Consider the following 20,740-nt stretch of genomic DNA (forward strand, 5'->3'; position numbering starts at 1 on the left):
TATATTAACGATTTTTCGAATATATCTATCATAACGTACAATATATCAACGATTTTTCAAATATATCTATCATAACGTACAATATATCAACGATTTTTCAAATATATCTATCATAACGTACAATATATCAACGATTTTTCAAATATATCTATCATAACGTACAATATATCAACGATTTTTCAAATATATCTATCACAAATCAAATTATATCAACCATTCGACAAGGTGTACCGATTTATCGACAAATAACAACAATAAGAAAAGGCTGTTCCAGATGAACAGCCTTTTCTTTATTTACTTGAAATCTCTTTATTGTTTTGAACGTCTAACGGAGCTCGCTTCCCTATTCCAAAAGCATAGAAACTAATTGTAACGATAGCTAAGAAAATAATACCTACAACTAGTGAAATACGAGTATCATCGTTAAACCACATTCCGATTAATACCATAATTAAAAAGGCAATCGTTAAATAGTTTGTTACAGGAGCAAATGGCATTTTGAACGGATGATCTTTCATCTCTGCTCCCTTTTCTTTCCTAAAACGAATTTGACTAATTAAAATGACGAACCATGGTACCATACCAGGAAGTACACTTGCGCTGTATACATATACGAATAAGTTTTTCGGTGCGATATAACTTAATACAACACCAACCGCCAAACCAATAATTACACCAACTGTACCGAATAAAGGTACACCATTTCCAGAAAGTTTTGTGAAATATTTTGGTGCTTGTCCATTTATCCCTAACGTATAAAGCATACGTCCAGCACTATAAATACCACTATTACAACCAGACATTGCCGCTGTAATTACAACGAAGTTAATAAGTCCAGCTGCTGCCGTAATACCAACTTTCGCAAAAGTCGCTACGAACGGGCTACCAATTGTACTTAATTGATCCCACGGATACACAGTTACAATAACGAAAATAGCACCAATATAGAATATTAAAATACGCCAAATTGTACTTTGAATTGCTCTTGTAAGTGTCTTCTTCGGATTTTTCGCTTCACCAGCAGTAATCCCGATTAATTCCACACCTTGATATGCTCCAACTACAAGTGATAATGCAAAGAAGAATCCTGAAAAACCACCTGTAAAGAAACCGCCATTTGACCAAAGATTAGATATACCAATCGCTTCTCCACCGTTACCAATTCCGAAGAAAATAAGACCAAATCCCGCAATAATCATTAATAGAATCGTAACGATTTTAATCATCGCGAACCAAAATTCGAATTCACCAAATGACTTAACTGAAATTAAGTTGGCTGCACCAAGAATAACCATTGCAATTATACCTGGTATCCAAGCTGGTAAATCTGGGAACCAATATTGCATATACGCTCCAACCGCGATAATTTCTGACATCCCAACGATAACCCACTGGAACCAGTTACTCCACGCTGTCATATAACCAGCTAGTGGATGAATATACTTATGACCGAATGTCGCAAATGAGCCTGTACTTGGCTCCATATACAACATTTCTCCCATGGCACGCATGATGAAGAAGATGAAAATACCTGCAATTGCATAAGCAAGCATTACTGACGGACCTGTCCATTTAATCGTGCTGGCTGAACCCATAAACAAACCAACACCAATTGTTCCGCCTAAAGCAATCATTTGAATATGACGTGCTTCTAAACCTCTTTTCAATTCTTTGTTTGCCACTTCACTTCCCCCTCTTAGATGATTCATAGTCGTCGCATTTTAAAACAAGATGCTTTCCCCTAATTCCCTTTGGCCCTGAAAATGATGAAGCAAACGTCATTTTACACTAGCTTTAAAGCTATCCTAAAATCGTTTTGCGCTCCTAATAAAATTCTCAAAACCTTTCATCTTCCAATATTCTATAAATCTTAAAATTACTTACCTTATATTAATTCATTAATCTGAAAAATTCAATTATTTTTTCAATAAATTATTATACATAAGTCTGATTAATTTTTAACTAAATTAACAATAAAATACATCTATTCAATATGATTCCGGCATGTATATTATTACAATATAAATAACCGAGGAGAACATTTTTTCCTTAGTTTCATATCTTAAATACTTCAGCCTTTATTGTTAATAACGTAATTTCCCACACATTCAATTTATATACCAATGAGAAATTTAATATATTAATAAACTACTAACTTCTTTACCCCAGCCAAATTTTGAGGCAGAAACCTTTCTGCCTCAAAACAACGGAATAAAATATAAAAGAATCTCATTAAAAAATGAGACTCTTTTATGATTTCATATTTAAATCGATTTCGAAGTTTGCTTACCAAAGATAAACACCCTAGTAAACACTGCCATTATAACTACAATAACCAGAAAATAAAGTGGCATCACCATTAATGAGCCTGTATGCAGCTGACTCATTCCCCAAATTGTCGTCGTTACAATTACATAGTACCCTAAGCTAAACAATGCACCTGCTGTACCAATGACATCTTGAAAATCTACTAACGCTAAACTTAAACAGTTAGGTAACGCTATGCCAATTCCTAATAGCAATATAAACATCGCTATTAAAAATACAACCATATATATTACATTCGGATTTGATCCAACAAACGTAATAACAGATAAAAGGATAGCTCCCCCTGTCATTACAAGACAACCGATATATATAATTTTCTCTGGTTTATAAGTAGCAAGTAAACGCTTTGAAACTTTCGCTCCAACAATAGAAGCAGACGCAACAACAATTCCTAAAAACCCATACGTACTAGGTAATAACTGAAAGTATTCAATAAAGATAAACGGTGCTTCTGCATAATAGCTAAATAAAACACCATTTGCTCCTCCAATTAACAGCCCATATGTTATCACTTTCGGATTTGTAATTAACCTCTTCAAGACTGAAAATACATTTATTTTATTCGTTACTGAGCCCGTTTTTGTTTCAGGAAGAGAAACAAACGTATACAGAAAAATACCGATACTCATAACTACTAAACTTAAAAATACTATTTTAAATCCAAACATTTGATCAAGAAAGCCACCAATTAACGGTCCTATCGCTGGTGTAAAAGCAATGACTGCCGAGATTTGAGCAAACATAACATGCCTCTTATGCCCTTCTACACTTTCACGAAGAATCGTTTGCGTCACAACTGATCCTGCACTTGCTCCAAACGCTTGAATAAAACGACTTACCAATAAAACTTCAATGGAATTTGCAATAAAGCATAAGAAACTCCCAGCGCCATATACGACAATTCCAAATAACATTGCCCGGCGACGGCCAATTATATCTGATAGCCATCCAATAAAAAATACACCTAAAGCAAATCCAGCAAAATACACACTAAGCGTTAACTGCACCTCATTATTACTTACATGTAACGCCTTTGAAATGTCCGGTAAAGACGGTGTGTAAATCGTTTCACTAATTTGCGGAAATGCGACAAGAATAATCATTAACAAAAGTGATGGTACTGAGACTTTTTTCATTTTTCATACCCTCCTATAACTTTGAAAATCTCAGAAATAAAAAGACTTTCCTTAGCTACGGAACAGGAGGGGCCATTATAGAAATCCGGTCATAAAACAACAAAGAAAACACCTCAATTACGTATGTTAATACTTATAGGAGGGTAATATTAACATCGATTTTTAAATATACTTTTTCAATTATATTACATATTACTTTTATTTTTCTAGTATTAACGTTCAAATGTGCTTTTTATATTAGTGAACAACTAATACACGCCATAGAAGATAACTACTTGATATAACCACCTTATTATGGAATAATTAGAAATAGTTTGAATCTATAAACCTAATTATAAAATGATATACTCATATATTCCTAATGTCATAAAGCTGAACAAGTAGGAGGACTTTCGTAATGATTGAAATTTTAAGGACAGTAGTAAACTTTCTAATTTCTCTATTCTCAGGAGAATTACCATTTGTATATTATGTATGGATTATTACCCTATTCCTAATTCAAATAACCCAATCTACTCTAAACTATAAACTCTTTAACAAGAAAGACAATTTCAGCACTTATATATTGGAAGGATTACTTGCTTTTATTATTTTATTGTTTGGAGGAATATTAGTATCTAAGTTACTTGCTTACATAATAGACGATCCTACTATTAATATGACGAATTTAACACATTATTTTGTTTCTCTTATCATATTAACTATATTTGTCGTAATAACCTGTGTTAAAGACTTTATAGAGACATCTATAAAGAATAAAAATATATCTCTTTTTAGCTTTTTAGTAATTTCCTTCATAACAAGTATACTTTCATTCAAGTTTTTATCACCTTTAATTGAAGGTTCTTTTTCTCTTTCTAAATCTTTTATCACCACTTTAATCATTCTTGTAACTATATCAATCCCTCTATTAATTTCCTTAGAGGATAAGTATGCAGACGAAAAGGAAACGGAAAATTTATAGTTTCTCATTTACATAAAAGAAAGAGGGAGCTCCCCTCTTTCTTTTAAATCATCCCTTTTAATATCAATCCTAAAACTGACATTATTATCGCGCTAATAATAATTCGCAAAATCCAAGTAGTGTTTGTACTTATTTTTTCTAATTGCTTATTGATTGTTGCTATGTCTTTCTCATTAATAGTGGTACGCGTTTCTAAATTTCGAATGTCTCTCATAATTTCTTTTTGCTCCGCCTTGAGACTGTCAATTTTAGCGTAAACATCTTCCATATATTCACACCCTCTGTTCATCTTTATAGAAAAATCTATATATATTATGAGACAACCCTCTTACCTGTGAATACATTCCGTATATCAGCGTACCAAATTATTTGTACAATCTAATTGAATCACTCACATGTTTCCATTCTTCTATTTATGAATTAGCGTTAAGATACATTAAAATTAGAAAAGGAATCCCCTGTTTATTTAACAACAAACAAGGTGCAATCCAACATTCGGGAGCACCTACGATAATTTCTATTGTTTTCATATTTACAACTTAATATAATCAGTATGATTTTCTGAAGAATCCACTTTTTGAACTGCTTAAAATATACTAATATGAATACGAAATAGCTGTATTGATAAACTCTCTAGAACAATAAATATACTGGCTGAAACGGATCTGTATCCAATATTTTTTCCAGTAACATGAATGGTTATTTCTGATAAATGCGTTTGTACATCATTGTTTTCAAAAATTTCATTCTCAACCTTTACAATATCTGCTTCACAATCTACTTCTTTAAAAGTTTTCAATAATTTTGTTTCCAATAAACTACAATCAAAGCTCTCATCTTTTATTACGGCAAATTTAACCTTCATATCGATTTCCCCATTTTTAACAAACTAAAATCATTAAATCAATATAAATATATATTATTCTATTAAATAATTCAAAATATACGCTTCTTACATACATTATTAACAATCAGTTCTAAAGAATTAAATACAAAAAGAAATTAAATAGTAGGCGTTCCACTAATCTTTAGTATAATTCGTCTCTTAATTATTTTGCTCATTGCGCTTTTTTTATGTTCCTCCCTATTTCAACTGAACTTTGTGTAATAATGCATATCCCAAATACCTTATTTCCTTTCACTCATACTTTTATCATTGAGTTTTTATTCACAAATTCGTAACACATATATATGAGTTATCATGCTAAAATTAGTTTATTCACAAGAAGAAGTTATTCTTAATAAATCAATAATTTTTAATACCCTGTTTAAAGCCTTGCCCCCCTGCAAGGCTTTCTCCTATTTAACTAGCGTAGTAGTTATCTCTCCCCTTTGTTCCTTACCCTACAAATAATACTGAATATTTATTTTAATTTTTCAGCATCCACACTCACTCTGTTCGAAGGCTCTTTACCAAATATTCAATCTAATGATAAAATTGACCAAATTAATAATTTCATGCATCACTGTATCAATAAGTACAATAAAGTGAAACTTTAATCAATCGTGCTTTTACAGGTAGCCTGCCCCCACCTAACGTCTTTGCTTCCGCTGAATTTTGAGGTGCGGGTCTTACTGCCCGGCAAATAGCGGGATAAAGACACAAATAGTACTCTCACGATTAAGTAAACGCGAGCTTTTTCTTCTATAAACTTACTATTTAAGGTTAATAGTTTAGTAACAAGATTTAAAAATTCGACTTAAATTCATTGATGAATGGAGAGGTTTATATGAAATTAAAAGACAAAGTAGCAATCATAACTGGTGGTGCAAGTGGAATTGGCAAATCTACTGTTCGTCTTTTTATCGAAGAAGGTGCAAAAGTAATTATTGCTGACTTTTCTGAACGTGGAAAAGAACTATCAGATGAATTGAATGCACATGGATATACTACGTTATTTATTAAAACTGATGTAACAAAAGAGGCAGATATTAAACAGCTAATTCATGAGACAGTAAGTACATACGGTAAATTAGATATTATGTATGCCAATGCCGGCGTTGCTGATGATGCACCGGCAAACGAATTATCCTATGAAAAATGGAAAAGAACTATTGATATTAATTTGTCTGGGGTATTCCTTTCTGATAAATATTCGATTGAACAATTTCTTAAACAAGGTACAGGTGGTGTCATCGTTAACGCTGGTTCGATTCATAGTTTTGTTTCATTACCTACCCCAACAGCATACTCCTCTGCAAAAGGTGGTGTGAAACTATTAACTCAAAATTTATGTACTGCCTACGCTAAATATGGAATACGTATTAATGCGGTGTGCCCTGGTTATATTGACACCCCTTTACTAGGTAGTGTTAATCCTCAACAGAAAGAATATTTAGCTTCACTTCATCCGCAAGGCAGACTTGGAACACCAGAAGAAGTCGCTAAAGCTGTCTTATTTTTAGCAAGTGATGATGCTAGTTTTGTTAACGGTACAACACTTCTTGTTGATGGAGGCTATACTGCACGTTAATTTAAAAATTTTGAAGCACCCTAAAAAACATATAGTCTTCAACAAGAAAAAGCGCCATCACAAGTGACGGCGCTTTTTCTATGTAAGAGCAACTAGAAGATATCCTTCTAGCCTACTCCCATTTATAAGTCCAAAACTGTTCAAGTTGCAGCCATTTTAATGTTGCTGCATCTTTGTTTTTTATTTTTGCATGCGTATCTTCCAGCATTGCTTCTGTTTGTGAACGGTGCGCACCTAATGCAGTTAATTTATGATCAAATACTTCACTAATGTTATTTACAACATCCGGTTCTCCTAATACTGCTTCACGATTTTTCGTAATCGCAACAGCATGGATAACTGGGCGCTCTTCTTTTGGCATACGTGATACAGCGCGAACGACAGCGCGGCCAAATGCATTATGATCTGGATGTACACCGTGCTCTGGATAAAATGTAATAATTCGAGATGGATTTACTTCTTGAATGATTGGTTCAATTTTGTCAGCAACGAAATCAACATCTTCAAATTCTAACGTTTTATCATGGAAGCCAAGCATTCTTAAATCTTTAATGCCCATCGCTTCACAAGCATCTTTCAATTCTTTCTCACGGATATTTGGAATCGTTTCACGGTTAGCGAATACGTTCTTACCCATGTTACGTCCCATTTGTCCTAGAGTACCACATGCATATGTTACAGGTACTCCTTGATCTGTTAATAAGCGAATTGTTCCTCCCGCAGCATATGCTTCATCATCTGGATGCGGAAATACAACAAGTACATGTCTCTCCATAAGTTTCCCTCCTTCTTACTTAAATGGTGTTAAGCTTAACTCAAGTGCAACTGCTAGACGACCTAAATTATCATGTCCAGCTAGTAATAAACGCTCTTGACCATCTACTTCCCAGTGCGTAATACCTTCAGCATATACCCAACCGTGATCCATTTTTAGACCAACTCGGTATGGATTTGTTCCAGTTATCTTCCCGCGTTCAAAACGGATAATTGCATTTCGAATGAAAGCACCAACTGTCATCATCTTTTCATTTATGTGTGATGCATACGCTCCGTTTGTCGTTTCTAAATGAATATATACATCTTTATTTACAAAACGTTCAATTTCATTTTGAATAAGAGAACTATCTTTTACTATTTCCATCGGAATTCACCTCTTTAAACCATTTTACGCAAAAATAATGTAAATTGCTATCTCTATATTAGAGGACAACGCTCACTTTTCCTAATAATTTGCACTGTGTTTTTTATATTTTTTATATGATATGTAAAAAATACATTTTTTCCTTCACTTTGTTAAATAGTTTTCTTTCTTTTTTGAATTTGCTACAATATATTTTATCCCGCATTATTGCAGCGAGATACATTTCGACAATTGAATACATAATTTAAAGAAGGTGACATGGTTGGAACAATCAGCACATGAAGTAGCAAATTGGCAATATTATTTTGCAATTGCCGTATTTTTAATCACGTACGGATTTATTATTTCTGAGAAATTGAATCGTGCTGTAATCGCACTATTCGGTGCTGCTATTATGATTATTTTTGGAGTTGTAGATTTACATACTGCTTTCACATCACATATTCAATGGGAAACGATTACCCTTTTAATTGGGATGATGATTCTCGTACATATTACGAGTCAATCAGGCGTCTTTGAATTTGTGGCCATTAAAGCGGCAAAAGCAGCTGGCGGAAAACCGATTCGCATTTTATTATTACTATCCCTATTAACTGCTGTCGGATCAGCATTTTTGGACAATGTAACGACTGTTTTATTAATCGTTCCTGTTACATTATCCATTACACGTATTTTAAAAGTAAATCCTGTGCCTTATTTGATTTCAGAAGTGCTGTTTTCAAATATAGGCGGAACAGCAACATTAATCGGTGATCCACCTAATATTATGATTGGATCAGCAAACAAGCATTTAGACTTTAACGCCTTTTTACTTAACTTAGCTCCAATCGTAATTATTATTTCTATCGTGACACTTGGCATTATTTACTTCATGTATCGTAACAAACTAAAAACAACACCTGAACAAATCGAAAAACTAATGGCATTAAACGAAAAAGATTACATTAAAGATCAAAGCCTCCTTTTAAAATCTATTTCGATTTTAGGACTAACTATTTTAGGCTTCGTACTTCATTCGATTATTCATGTAGACGCTGCTGTTATCGCGATGACAGGCGCTACACTTCTTATGTTAATCGGCGTGAAAGAACATGATATTGAAGATGTATTTGCCCACGTTGAATGGGTAACCATTTTCTTCTTCGCCGGACTATTTGTTCTCGTTGGCGGGTTAATTGATATCGGACTTATCTCTTCACTTGCAAAAGAAGTAATCGGCGTAACAAACGGTGACATCGGATTCGCAGCTATACTTATTTTATGGGTATCTGGCATCGCATCTGCGACAATCGACAACATCCCATTTGTCGCTACGATGATTCCTCTTATTCAAGACTTAGCTACAGGACTCGGACTATCTGTCGATTCTCCGCAAATCGAAGTACTATGGTGGGCGTTATCTCTTGGAGCTTGCTTAGGAGGAAATGGAACGCTAATCGGAGCATCTGCAAACGTAGTCGTTGCTGGTATTGCAAAACGTGAAGGACATGCTTTCTCTTATATGGACTTCTTAAAAATTGGTTTACCATTAACTATTGTTGCACTCTTGTTATCACATGGTTATATATATTTACGTTATTTAATGTAAAAGTTGTATTGCATGAAATTATATCGTCAAATACAAAAGGTTTGCAGCATCGTGCTGCAAACCTTTTTTCATCACCAAAATATACCGATAATTGCTAACCCACCTAAAATCATACCACCAATTTGTCCGACAATTGTTGGTGATAATTGAACACCTTTTCTCACTTCAACAACTGGTCTTTCGTGCCTTAGTTGCTGCACTTCGCTTTGCAGTTGATGTACACTTCCGTGTAACTCTTTAATTAGTTCCTTTAATTCAGCGACCTCTTCATTTACTGGTTTTACTTTTTCTAAATTCATTTTACATAACTCCTTATAAATTCAATCAGTTCACTGTAAATTTTCGCCAATTATCATTATATCTCCTGCATACTACATATATAATATTGAATGTATTCGCTAATCTTGCAACCCTATCCATTCATCCCGCAATATCCCCATAATGATACGATCAAAACACTTCCCATCTCTTTGAACCGCTTCTCTCATACACCCTTCCATCTGAAAACCTATCTTTTTATACAACGCAATGGCTGCTTTATTATAAGAAATCACATCCAGACCGACGCGGTGTAAATTCAATTCATAGAAAGCATATTTTAAGATAAGATGGATTGCTTCTCTTCCATATCCCTTTCCTCTATCATTTGCATCTCCTATACCAATGGCTAATAAACCCGTTCTGTTATTCCACTCTATGCCATGAATTGCAACAAAACCAATTAAGCAATCATCTTGAACTGTCCTTAACATAAAAGAAACACTATTCGATCTCCGTCCCTTTAATAGCCCATCACTTGCTATTTCTTGTATCGATTGCGGGAATGCTACATCTGTATCTACATTCCTTAAATACTCACTATCTTCTTGCCACATAGCCATTACTTCAGCATCTGCTTCTCTCATAACTGATAATTTAACCATTTTATTTTGAAAAAGATTCATTGTCATTTCAAACTCCCCTTTATTAAATAATGGGGATAATTATTCTAGCCTATTTATCCCCTATTTCCATAAACTGCTTTATAAACGGGATACTTACAATAAGTGCTGACATCGGCACATCTCCTCTGCATTAAATTAAATTTATTGTATAATTTTTTATTTATTCTAACAATAAAAAAGACCCTCAAAATTCAGAGGATCTTCCTAACATCGAATCTATATTATTTCGTAAACATTTTCTCCGCTTCATCCATTGCCATTTTGTTACCTAAAGCAGAATAGTCAAGCCATGGTTGGTCATTAATAATGTATACGTGCTTACCTTTAACAGCTTTTAAGTCTTTCCAAATTGGTGTTTCTTGAAGTTGTTTAAATGCAGCTTTCGCTTTATCATCTCTGTTAACGACAACGAAAATAGCATCTGCATCAAAGTCAGGTAATACTTCTTGTGAAATGACTTCGAAAGGACGGTTTCCATCAATTTTCTCTACACCATTTGCAGGTTGTAATCCTAAGTCTTGGAATAAAATTGGTCCCATCGGTCTTTTCGTACTAAATACTCGTAATTCTTTTGCAGTAACGCGAATTGCCATTACTTTTTCGTTATTACCTAATTCTTTATCTATTAAACTTTTTACTCGTTTTGATTGCTCTTCGTAATCTTGAATATATTTATCCGCTTCTTTCTCACGGTTTACAAGTTTACCAACTTGTTTTAACTGATCTCTCCACGTGCCTTCATCTAAGTTGAAAGAATGTGTTTTTGCAATTTTTTCGTATTTCGCTAAATCTTTGCCCGCGTATTTTTCATCCACATAAATGTCAGTTGGCTTCAATTGAAGTAACGCTTCCATATTCGGATCTGTTACAACACCAAGTTTCTTCGTATCTTTCAACTGCTCTTTTGCGTGTGGTAAGAAATCTTTTAAATCTCCGCCAATAACAGAACCTACTGGTGTAATTCCTAATGCAAGTAAATTATTTGTTAAATGAATGGACATAGAGGCGATTTTTGGATCATTACTTTTTTCCGTTTTTTTCGTTGCCTCTTCATTAGCTTTAGTTTGACCACATGCTGATAATACTAAAATACACATCATGCTAAATAAAATAGTAAGTTTCTTTTTCATATGTTCTCCTCTTTGAAGTATTTATTTTGTTTTTGTAAGTAAATAAAGAAAATACGGTGCTCCTAATGCCGCCACTACTACACCAGCTGGAATAGAGTTTGGCTCAAATATAGAACGACCTATCGTATCTGCTAGCACTAAAATAATCATTCCGATAATGCTAGCTAAAGGAAGAAAGTGTTGATATGTAGTACCTACTAACTTCCTTGCGATATGCGGAGCAACTAAACCGATAAAACCAATCCCTCCTGCCATCGATACACTTGCGCAAGATAATCCAACCGCTGTAGCTAAAAGTAATAACCGTTCTTTTTGAACAGAAACACCAAGTCCCGCCGCTACACTATCACCTAGTGACAATGCATTTAACGTTTTAGATTTTAGCCACGCATAAGGGGTTAGTATGAAAATCCAAGGTAATAATGCAAGGACATGAATCCAATCCCTTCCCCACACGTTACCAACTAGCCATCTAGAAGCGAATGTATACGTCTCATCATTTAACTTGAGAGAGAAAAATAACGAAATTGCACTAAAACCAGCTGAAACTGCAATACCAACGAGAATAAGTCTAATGGGAAGTAAACCATTTGACCGATCACTCGCAAGTAAAATAATAAGAAATGCAGCTAATACTCCTCCGCCAAATGTAAATAACGGTATTAAAATAGATGCACTTTCATTAATAGAATGAAAGAATGTAACGAATATAATTAGCCCGAAAGATGCACCTGAATGCAGTCCAAGAATACCAGGGTCTGCAAGTGCATTACGGGATAATCCTTGCAAAATCGCACCGGAAATCCCAAGGCCAATACCGGCTAACATTGTGATTATAATTCTTGGCATACGATAATCGTATAGCACGGTTGCACTTTCAAAATCACCATAACCGAAAAGCGTTTGAATTACTTTGAGCGGTGCAATGCTAAGTGTCCCTGTATTTAAGCTAAGTAAAATGACAGCGATACTAATACAACCAAAAATTGTAGTTACAGTAATGGCTCTTTTTTTATCTGTGTTAATAAGACCCTTCACTTATAGCTCCCTCCCAACTTTACGTGCTATATAGAGGAAGAACGGAACTCCAACAAGAGCTACCATAATTCCTATCGCAAGTTCTTTAGGAGGGTTTACTGTTCTTGCCCCTAAATCAGCTAAAACTAATAACATAGCTCCTAATAACGCTGACATAGGAATAATGAGTCTATAATTCACACCAACTAATTTTCTAGCAATGTGGGGGATAACTAGTCCTACAAATCCAATAGAACCAACAGCTGAAACAGAAACACCTGCTAGAATAACTACTATAATCATCCCTAGTATTCTCGTTCGGTTCGTTTTCACTCCTAAATTTGTAGCAACATCATCCCCCATTGATATGAGTGAAATAGATCTCCCTAACACTATTGCAAAAATAATCGTTATAAGAATAATAGGGACTAAAAATTTCAAGTGTTCCCACTTAACCCCTGCAACACCACCAGCATACCAAAACGCTAAATCTTGGCTTAAATCATAATAAATCGCAACACCTGAACTTAATGAATGTAAAAGCGCTGCCATAACAGCTCCAGCAATCGTTAACCTCATTGGTGTTAACCCACCTGATGTTGCTGATCCAATAACAAAAATAAGTACTGTACTTAAGACTGCTCCAATAAAGGAAACAATCATTAAATAGGAATACGGCATATGCGGAAAAAAAGCAAAACTAAGTGCTACTACAAACATCGCTCCTGCATTTATGCCAAGTACACCTGCATCAGCTAAAGGATTTCGTGTTACTCCTTGCATAACCGCTCCAGCGACCGCAAAAGCTGCCCCTACAACTGCTGCGCCAATTACCCTTGGGAGCCTTAATTCGTAAATGATTTGATGCTGCGTTAATTTCGGATTGTAATCAAAAACCACTGTCCACACCGTTTGCAAATGAATATCCTTTGCACCAAATGCGACGGCCAAAAATATAGATCCAATTAAACATATAATTGTTAAGCTCATAAAACATATGAACTTAATATGTATCCAGCGGTTATTGCCAGCACGTATAGTAGACTTATGTAACATGTTTCATTTCATCCTTTATATTCAGTTGTTTTTTATAATTATTTTTTATTTATAATTAATATTGATAATAATTATCATTTTCATTTAGATATTATATCCCCACTTTTTTTAAATAGCAAACTATTTTTTACTTTGTTATATATTAAAATACTTATTACAATTCCCCTCTAAAACTTACAAATACATGCAAAATAGACTACTGGTTTATTTTTTAAATTGTAGTATACTTAGTCATTATTTTGAGTTTTCTAACAAAAATAAAGGAGACACAATGTTCTATATAAAACAACTATTACATTTCACTTACGAGCAAGCATTATCTTGTTTATTCCCAGTCGTTATTTTCTTAACACTAGCCCTATCAAAAATCATTTCTATCCCAGGGTTATACCGCTATGATTTTATACTCATCGTATGTCTTCTTATGCAGTGGATTATGTACAAAACTGGACTTGAAACAAAAGACGAGCTAAAAGTAATTACTGTCTTCCACCTCATTGGCCTTCTACTAGAAATATATAAGGTACATTTCGGTTCGTGGATTTATCCTGAAGAGGCGTATTCAAAGATTTTTGGAGTTCCGCTTTACAGTGGTTTTATGTATGCAAGTGTCGCCAGTTACATATGCCAAGCGTGGAGGAGGTTGCATTTACAAATGCATTATTGGCCGAAAGCTATTTTTATCGTGCCATTAGGAGCAATGATTTACTTCAATTTTTTCACGCATCATTTTCTATACGATTTTAGATGGTTCTTAACTTTACTTCTATTCATCGTTTTCTCTCGCACATTTGTACAATTTTCATTACAAGGCGTTACATATAAAATGCCACTCGTTCTCTCCTTTTTCCTTATCGGATTTTTCATTTGGATTGCAGAGAACATCGCAACATTTTTCGGAGCATGGCAATATCCAAATCAACGGGAAGCATGGAGTCTCGTTCACTTAAGCAAAATTAGTTCATGGTTTTTACTCGTTGTTATTAGCATTATGATTGTCACGCAGCTCAAACATTTGAAGGAATCAAAAAGATAATGCTGATTATGTAAAAACAGTTCCCATCACTCATTAGAGAGTGATGAGCTAATTGTTTTTAGTAATATTTTTTAAACCGTCCTTATCAAGGGAGTTATAATTTACAAGAGTATAAGCAATTACACATTATGAACTGCTACTAGCAGAAGATGTTGCTACAGATGAAGCGGCAATCGTTGCCATCATGGCTGCCTGTTGTGCTTGTATGAGGACTTCTATCATTGTTTGTAAACCTGTGTTAGTAGCTTTACTTTCCTCACCTTTCTGACTTACGAACAGTTGAATAGCAATAAGAATATTTGTATCTGTATGCCAACGGAACAATTTATCCCCCTGCAATTTTTCAATAAATGCTCGAATAGAATGAATCTCTTTTTCTCCGTCCTCGAGTAACGCTAGTAGCCCGATAGCTGGGTAATGCATCTGTTTTACTTTTACCTTTTCTTGCTTTAACAAATTCCATATATTTGTGCATTTTGCAACTAATAGTTCTTCCCTGACATCCTTCTTTAATGAAAGAATATGACTCAAAAATTGAAGATCATTCCCTTTACGTAAACCAGCTGTCGCTAGTTTCTGATAAAGACGTTCCACTCGGTCCATAAGTGTTTCTACATTCTCTGATTGTCCTGCTAATAAAACCGCGAGCGGATAATCATTTGTACTTGTAAGAAAGAGGTGATCCTTTTTCATGCGTTTATATACTTGCATCGAACGCTGAATGTGCGCGTCATGCTGTTCATTTTCTTCTGTTAAAAGCACAGCTGCTGCGAGATAAGTAAATATACTCCGGCTAAAGCCACCAGTGACCAATTGTTCATATAAATCTAAAAACGTGCGAAAAGCTTCCTTGTAATCTGTAAAGTGAATATCTAATGTTGCGGCCACTACAAAACGATGATAAGACTTTAAGTATGAAAACATCCCTACCTCATTCTTAATATAACTACTAATTTCTAAAAAACGTCCGAGATCAAACAATTTATCACTACCTGCATACATAGCAGCAATCATCATTCCTGTTCGAGAATCACTCGTTTTCCATTTTAGTTCTCCCTTTAACTGTACATATGTATGTTTATATTGCTCCAACTTTTGTTCTAATGTAATCATAGTATTCACCCCTATTTCTAGTTCTTCTCTATTATTATACGTATATTCCATATTTAGGAATACTATAATTAATAATCACAACATAAAAAATTATAAAATTCTCTAATCCTTCAAGAAGTTATACAAAAAAGGTAGATAATAATTTATCTACCTTTTTTGTATATATTATTTAACATTACACCTGTATTGCTTGTTATATGCAATTAAGAACTAAAGAACTTTAATAATACGTTCCATCGCCTTCATTTGCCCAATATGATCAGCTTCATGATAAAGCATCATACCGTAAAGCTCACCAACTGTTTCTAGTCCTAAGAACGGCTCTGGCAGTTTATTTTCAAATGCTTCTGCTGGAATTTCGTTAATACGTTTTGCTTGTTCTTTTAATTGAGCCATTAACACGTCTAATGATGGTCCTTCTGTTTTCCATTTAGACGGTCTTGATCCATACCCAAACATACCTGGATATTCAGTTGGTAATTGTTTAAATTCTTTTCCAAACATGAAAACTTCTGCTGCCGTTAATACATGACCGATATGCCAGCGAATTGTATTGTTAAAACCCTCTGGCTGTGTATCTACAGTTTTATCGTCTAACGTCTCCATAAATTTAAGCAATTCTCCACGCGTTATTTCAAATTGTTTTAAGCCAACTAGTCTATTCATTTGATCGTTCTCCTTCTTCATGTACCATTTATTATGAACTAAGAATGTTCAATTTATTAAAGTTTCACCTTGTTTAATCTATCAGAAACAAATAAGAAATACATCTAATATGCTTATTAAAAATAATAAAAAGGTTCACTCCTCGTAAATATAGAATTACTTACTATGTAAATAAAAGAGGAGTGTACTTGCATGTTACATATTTTAAAACAGCAATATAATCTTATTAGCTCTACAAGAGAAACTCTATTTTCATTTTTGGAAGAAATCCCAGTAGAAAAATTACATAGCACAGTTCCTAATTTCGGAAGCGGTAGCATTATAAAGACTCATATTCATGTAGCCGATTGCTATCGGTACTGGCTTGGATCATTCGCATTCAAACAAAAACGAGCATGTTTTGAAATCCAATCAAAACATGCTCTTAAAATATTCTATCTTACAATCTCCATATCCCCATCAATACCAAATAGTCTCAGCATAATTATATGCATCACTATTCGGAATGGCATGTTTCCCCTGCGCTTGTGCCTTTCTTGGATCTAAATCATATACCATTGGCGTATAGCATGATGTTTGCCCTTTATTCACAACACCATTTCCTCCAGCACTCCCGCAAGTGTATGCCTTTCCATCTGTTTTTCTAACAATCCTTGCATCAGCTTCGTTATTATATACTGCTGCACGAGTTACAGTAACTTTTGCCCATGCTGTCTTACACGTTGTGCTAAATTTTAATTCTACATAAGAATTTGAATCAATCCACTTCTTTTCTTTCGTTACTGCGGATTGATCACAGCTATTATAATAAGGACTTTTCCCATCATATGAATGGTCTTCTGCATACGCTTTATCATTACCAGTCGTACTAAACATACTAGTTAAAACGAGCAAGGACAGACAAAAACATGCACTTAGCTTTTTTAAAAGTTTCAAAGCATTCCACTCCTTCTTAATAGCGTCCAGTTTTTCCATAACCGTTATTAAAAGTAACCGCTTCAGCATCTGCTGTGTATCCGAAATCAGCAGTTAAATCAAATACCATTCCTGTATACGTGCTCGTTTGACCTGTTTTTATTGTCCCGTTCCCCTGATTGGAAGTGACTGATTTTTGGAATACACCATTTTTGTATTTATTCACAACAGCGTACGCATACACTCCTCCAGACACAGCTGGTGCTGGTTGATCTAAAACAAACTTAGCCCAAGCTGCATGACATTTATTGCTGTAACGTAAATACACTGTCCCTACTTTTTTACTCCCTTCGTACACAGCTGTAGACTTTGCATTAAATCCATCTGCATCACACGTTGTACTACCTCCGTATACTTTCGTTGTTGCTGGATTTTTCCCGTCATAGTAACTACTTAAATCAGTAGCAGCAAATGTACTTCCTTGGAAACTAAATAATAGCCCTACACTCGCTACACTTAATACACATACTTTCATTAACTTTTTAAACATTTTCAATTTCCTCCCTCAAAATAAGTACGTATAATAAAGACAATCTATCCCCTATGTACGCCCCTCCTTTCATGCTTCCTAGAGGCATCTTACAGAAACGACTAAACGTTGTAAATTTCCTTATGATTATTGGAATATACGAAGAAATTTACGTATCCGTCTAAGAAAAAAAGTTGAGAAATACACATGTTTTAGCATTCTTTATTTAAAACATAAAAGAACCGATACTTGTTACATGCAAGCATCGGTTCTTTATACAAAATTGCCATTTTTTCTTTTATATAAAATAAATATTTCTCCACTTAATCTGTTGTAAAAAACTCCCTAGTCACATCAATAAATTGCTGCAGTGGCGCTGTCATCCATTTATCTTTATGCCAAGCAATTTGTGTATAAATCGGTGAGATTTCATTTTCTAAATGTAACTCTTTTATCGTCCCCTCTCGTATATCTTTTTCTACTACTATTGCTGGTAACACAGCTATTCCTAAATCTGCAATAACACATTGTTTAATTGCTTCGACACTAACGAACTCAATTTTATTTGCTGGATACACACCTTCTGTACGAAATAGCTCTTCAAATAAAGTCCGGTACGAGCATCCTAGCTCTGTTAGCAACAACGTCTCACTTTCTAAATTTTTTGTAGAAATGGAAGCTTTCTCGAGTAAATGATGCCCTGAAGCAGCTACTATTTTTAATTCTTCTTTCATAAGCGGCTCCACATGTAAAGTATCTTCTGTTTTACATTCGTCCAAAATAAATACAAGATCGACTTTTCCCTCCATCAATTGTTCCTTCGCATCTTTATTGGAATGCGCTGGTTTAAATATAAGCTTGATTTGAGGAAATTGTGCTTTAAACCTCTTTAATATAGAAGGAAGTCTATATGTACATTGGCTTTCTTGCGCACCGATTATTAACGTCCCTGCTATTTCCTCATCATCTTTCACAGCCATTTTCGCTTCGTTACTGAGTGCAATCATCTTGTCGGCATATAGTTGAAACTTCCTACCTGCTTCAGTTAAGAAAAGGCGTTTTCCTAATCTTTCAAATAACGGCGTACCTAGCTCAGCTTCTAACGTTTTAATTTGCGCTGTTACGCTCGATTGAGCAAAGTTTAATTTCTTCGCAGTTTGTGTAAAGTTCAAAGTGTCCGCGGCTATTTTAAATGTAATTAATTGTTTTATCTCCATTTATCATCCCTCTTTTCAATCGTAATTTCCGATTGATTTCATCGAAATAACCCTCTTTGCCTATCGATATTTGTATTGTATGATAAAGAGCATCGACAAACAATATAAATGGAGGTATTCCATATGAAAGCACTTTGTTTCGAACAGTTTGGAAATCCAGATGTACTACAATATAAAGAAATACATGACCCAATTATAAACCCAAATGAAATTCTTATCCGTACGAAAGCAATTGGATTAAACTTTGCTGATATTTATAGACGCCGCGGCGATTATCATCTCACTGGTACCCCGCCTTTTATATTAGGTTATGAAGGGGCTGGCATTGTTGAAAAAGTAGGAGCTGACGTTACGAATATTAATCCTGGAGATCGTATTGCATTTGCTGACGTTCCATTTGCAAATGCAGAACTAGTTGCCGTTCCATCGAAGAAAGCAATTAAGCTTCCAGATTCTATCTCTTTTAAAACAGCCGCTTCTGTCTTATTACAAGGATTAACAGCACATTATTTAACGAAAGATAGCTATCAAATAAAACAAGGTGATATAGCTTTAGTACACGCTGCTGCTGGAGGTGTTGGGCAACTTCTTATCCAAATAATTAAACTACTAGGCGGAAAAGTAATCGGCCTCACGTCATCAAAAGAAAAAGCACAAATAGCTACATTAGCTGGTGCTGATCACGTATTTTTATATAAGGTAGCATGGCCTGTGAAAGTACTTGAAATAACAAACGGTGATGGAGTAAATGTTGTATATGAATCAGTAGGTTCTACGCTAGAGGAAAGTTTTAACGCTACTAAAACTGGTGGCACTGTCGTATTTTACGGAATGGCCGGTGGTAATCCTGCGCCCGTTGATCCACGTATGCTTATGGATACTTCAAAAACATTAACTGGCGGAGACCTTTGGAACGTGCTTACATCTTATGAAGAGAGAAAAGAACGCTCCTCTCAATTATTCAAATGGATTACGACCGAAAAATTAAAGATCGCAAGTCCTACTACCTTCTCTTTACAAGATGGTGCCCGTGCTCATGAATTATTAGAGAACAGAAAAAGCACAGGGAAGATTTTATTAATCCCATAATTATTCCAATAAAAAAAGGAAGCTAGAATGTATTTCTTTGCTTCCTTTTTTAACGTTATTTATGTTCAATCTCGCTTCTTTTCAATAACCCTGTTATTTATATTTTTTCTCTACGCTTCTCTTTCTAGGCCCCTCATTTTTAAGTTTATATAATAAACGAATCTAAATATTAAAGGAAAGAACAAACCTCCTGATATCAACGATCCAATAAATACAGTATCAATAAAAGAAAGAATCCCAAATAATAGCATTCCAAAAAAATAAAATACAATTGCACTCCAATAAATAAAACGTGGAAACTTAGTTTGGAACGAATCACCTTTTTCACACGGTTTTCCAAATAACAAATGAACGAATTTAATCAACATAATCACTTCTCCATATAATTGTTAATATT

Annotated in this window: 22 protein-coding genes and 1 pseudogene; 6 read left to right on the plus strand and 17 right to left on the minus strand. The window is 34.5% G+C overall.

Going from position 1 to position 20,740, the window contains the following annotated elements:
* Nucleotides 1–290: 290 nt before the first annotated feature.
* Nucleotides 291–1,682, minus strand: coding sequence for an amino acid permease (locus AXW78_RS16295; protein WP_001284408.1), 1,392 nt, complete (start codon nucleotides 1,680–1,682; stop codon nucleotides 291–293).
* A 582-nt stretch (nucleotides 1,683–2,264) separates the two neighbouring features.
* Entirely contained in the window at nucleotides 2,265–3,464 is a 1,200-nt protein-coding gene (locus tag AXW78_RS16300) for a multidrug effflux MFS transporter (RefSeq protein ID WP_061884433.1), read from the minus strand.
* Nucleotides 3,465–3,861: 397 nt separating this feature from the next.
* Between AXW78_RS16300 and AXW78_RS16305 the strand changes: the two genes are divergently transcribed.
* Complete coding sequence (locus AXW78_RS16305) at nucleotides 3,862–4,428, plus strand: DUF5823 family protein (protein WP_000570039.1); 567 nt, start codon at nucleotides 3,862–3,864, stop codon at nucleotides 4,426–4,428.
* A gap of 43 nt (nucleotides 4,429–4,471) precedes the next feature.
* On the opposite strand, the gene AXW78_RS16310 is transcribed toward AXW78_RS16305, so the two are convergent.
* Together AXW78_RS16310 and AXW78_RS16315 are read right to left on the minus strand one after the other, a co-directional pair.
* On the minus strand, nucleotides 4,472–4,696 hold the full coding sequence (locus AXW78_RS16310) for a hemolysin XhlA family protein (protein WP_000390462.1): 225 nt from the start codon (nucleotides 4,694–4,696) through the stop codon (nucleotides 4,472–4,474).
* Nucleotides 4,697–5,014: 318 nt separating this feature from the next.
* Nucleotides 5,015–5,293 carry a hypothetical protein gene (locus AXW78_RS16315; RefSeq protein WP_000865020.1) on the minus strand — a complete coding sequence of 93 codons (279 nt, stop codon included), beginning with the start codon at nucleotides 5,291–5,293 and terminating at the stop codon, nucleotides 5,015–5,017.
* Between the two features lie 865 nt (nucleotides 5,294–6,158).
* Here AXW78_RS16315 and AXW78_RS16320 point away from each other — a divergent pair.
* Nucleotides 6,159–6,902: an SDR family NAD(P)-dependent oxidoreductase gene (locus AXW78_RS16320; RefSeq protein ID WP_061884434.1), complete on the plus strand. Its 744-nt coding sequence runs from the start codon at nucleotides 6,159–6,161 to the stop codon at nucleotides 6,900–6,902.
* A 112-nt stretch (nucleotides 6,903–7,014) separates the two neighbouring features.
* On the opposite strand, the gene bshB2 is transcribed toward AXW78_RS16320, so the two are convergent.
* Together bshB2 and AXW78_RS16330 are read right to left on the minus strand one after the other, a co-directional pair.
* Entirely contained in the window at nucleotides 7,015–7,677 is a 663-nt protein-coding gene (gene bshB2 / locus AXW78_RS16325; RefSeq protein WP_061884435.1) for a bacillithiol biosynthesis deacetylase BshB2, read from the minus strand.
* A 15-nt stretch (nucleotides 7,678–7,692) separates the two neighbouring features.
* Entirely contained in the window at nucleotides 7,693–8,043 is a 351-nt protein-coding gene (locus AXW78_RS16330) for a YojF family protein (RefSeq protein ID WP_000407046.1), read from the minus strand.
* Nucleotides 8,044–8,305: 262 nt separating this feature from the next.
* Here AXW78_RS16330 and AXW78_RS16335 point away from each other — a divergent pair, with 262 nt between their 5' ends.
* Nucleotides 8,306–9,631 (plus strand): ArsB/NhaD family transporter, encoded by a 1,326-nt coding sequence (locus AXW78_RS16335; protein WP_000437989.1) that lies wholly within the window; start codon nucleotides 8,306–8,308, stop codon nucleotides 9,629–9,631.
* Between the two features lie 71 nt (nucleotides 9,632–9,702).
* Here AXW78_RS16335 and AXW78_RS16340 read toward each other — a convergent pair whose 3' ends face one another.
* From AXW78_RS16340 to AXW78_RS16360, 5 genes are all read right to left on the minus strand, one after another.
* Nucleotides 9,703–9,930 carry a coiled-coil domain-containing protein gene (locus AXW78_RS16340; protein WP_001047528.1) on the minus strand — a complete coding sequence of 76 codons (228 nt, stop codon included), beginning with the start codon at nucleotides 9,928–9,930 and terminating at the stop codon, nucleotides 9,703–9,705.
* Nucleotides 9,931–10,029: 99 nt separating this feature from the next.
* The gene (locus tag AXW78_RS16345) at nucleotides 10,030–10,581 is read right to left on the minus strand and encodes a GNAT family N-acetyltransferase (RefSeq protein WP_061884436.1); all 552 of its coding nucleotides are present in this window, start codon (nucleotides 10,579–10,581) and stop codon (nucleotides 10,030–10,032) included.
* Between the two features lie 215 nt (nucleotides 10,582–10,796).
* Nucleotides 10,797–11,705, minus strand: a complete 909-nt coding sequence (locus AXW78_RS16350; protein WP_000728233.1) for an iron-hydroxamate ABC transporter substrate-binding protein — start codon at nucleotides 11,703–11,705, stop codon at nucleotides 10,797–10,799.
* 21 nt (nucleotides 11,706–11,726) lie between these two features.
* On the minus strand, nucleotides 11,727–12,743 hold the full coding sequence (locus AXW78_RS16355; RefSeq protein WP_000677271.1) for a FecCD family ABC transporter permease: 1,017 nt from the start codon (nucleotides 12,741–12,743) through the stop codon (nucleotides 11,727–11,729).
* Nucleotides 12,744–13,778, minus strand: coding sequence for a FecCD family ABC transporter permease (locus tag AXW78_RS16360; RefSeq protein WP_061884437.1), 1,035 nt, complete (start codon nucleotides 13,776–13,778; stop codon nucleotides 12,744–12,746).
* 271 nt (nucleotides 13,779–14,049) lie between these two features.
* On the opposite strand from AXW78_RS16360, the gene AXW78_RS16365 reads away from it, so the two are divergent.
* The gene (locus AXW78_RS16365) at nucleotides 14,050–14,814 is read left to right on the plus strand and encodes a DUF817 domain-containing protein (RefSeq protein ID WP_000499381.1); all 765 of its coding nucleotides are present in this window, start codon (nucleotides 14,050–14,052) and stop codon (nucleotides 14,812–14,814) included.
* A 126-nt stretch (nucleotides 14,815–14,940) separates the two neighbouring features.
* On the opposite strand, the gene AXW78_RS16370 is transcribed toward AXW78_RS16365, so the two are convergent.
* Both AXW78_RS16370 and AXW78_RS16375 read right to left on the minus strand, forming a co-directional pair.
* A complete protein-coding gene (locus AXW78_RS16370) occupies nucleotides 14,941–15,978 on the minus strand; it encodes a DUF4003 domain-containing protein (RefSeq protein WP_116777536.1) in 1,038 nt (345 codons plus the stop codon).
* 159 nt (nucleotides 15,979–16,137) lie between these two features.
* Entirely contained in the window at nucleotides 16,138–16,614 is a 477-nt protein-coding gene (locus AXW78_RS16375; protein WP_003302183.1) for a DinB family protein, read from the minus strand.
* Nucleotides 16,615–16,785: 171 nt separating this feature from the next.
* Here AXW78_RS16375 and AXW78_RS35745 point away from each other — a divergent pair.
* Nucleotides 16,786–17,007, plus strand: a pseudogene (locus AXW78_RS35745) (DinB family protein); the annotation flags it as partial.
* A gap of 45 nt (nucleotides 17,008–17,052) precedes the next feature.
* Here the strand turns inward: AXW78_RS35745 and AXW78_RS16385 are convergent.
* From AXW78_RS16385 to AXW78_RS16395, 3 genes are all read right to left on the minus strand, one after another.
* Nucleotides 17,053–17,529, minus strand: coding sequence for a DUF2690 domain-containing protein (locus AXW78_RS16385; RefSeq protein WP_000771041.1), 477 nt, complete (start codon nucleotides 17,527–17,529; stop codon nucleotides 17,053–17,055).
* A gap of 16 nt (nucleotides 17,530–17,545) precedes the next feature.
* Nucleotides 17,546–18,058, minus strand: coding sequence for a YjfA family protein (locus AXW78_RS16390; protein WP_000473746.1), 513 nt, complete (start codon nucleotides 18,056–18,058; stop codon nucleotides 17,546–17,548).
* A gap of 302 nt (nucleotides 18,059–18,360) precedes the next feature.
* Nucleotides 18,361–19,254, minus strand: a complete 894-nt coding sequence (locus AXW78_RS16395; protein ID WP_000403850.1) for a LysR family transcriptional regulator — start codon at nucleotides 19,252–19,254, stop codon at nucleotides 18,361–18,363.
* A 123-nt stretch (nucleotides 19,255–19,377) separates the two neighbouring features.
* On the opposite strand from AXW78_RS16395, the gene AXW78_RS16400 reads away from it, so the two are divergent.
* Nucleotides 19,378–20,343, plus strand: coding sequence for a quinone oxidoreductase family protein (locus AXW78_RS16400; RefSeq protein ID WP_061884439.1), 966 nt, complete (start codon nucleotides 19,378–19,380; stop codon nucleotides 20,341–20,343).
* Nucleotides 20,344–20,453: 110 nt separating this feature from the next.
* Here the strand turns inward: AXW78_RS16400 and AXW78_RS34915 are convergent, their stop codons facing one another.
* The gene (locus AXW78_RS34915) at nucleotides 20,454–20,711 is read right to left on the minus strand and encodes a hypothetical protein (RefSeq protein ID WP_000905654.1); all 258 of its coding nucleotides are present in this window, start codon (nucleotides 20,709–20,711) and stop codon (nucleotides 20,454–20,456) included.
* Nucleotides 20,712–20,740: the final 29 nt, after the last annotated feature.

This window comes from Bacillus thuringiensis (genome assembly GCF_001595725.1).
Taxonomy (GTDB): domain Bacteria; phylum Bacillota; class Bacilli; order Bacillales; family Bacillaceae_G; genus Bacillus_A; species Bacillus_A thuringiensis_K.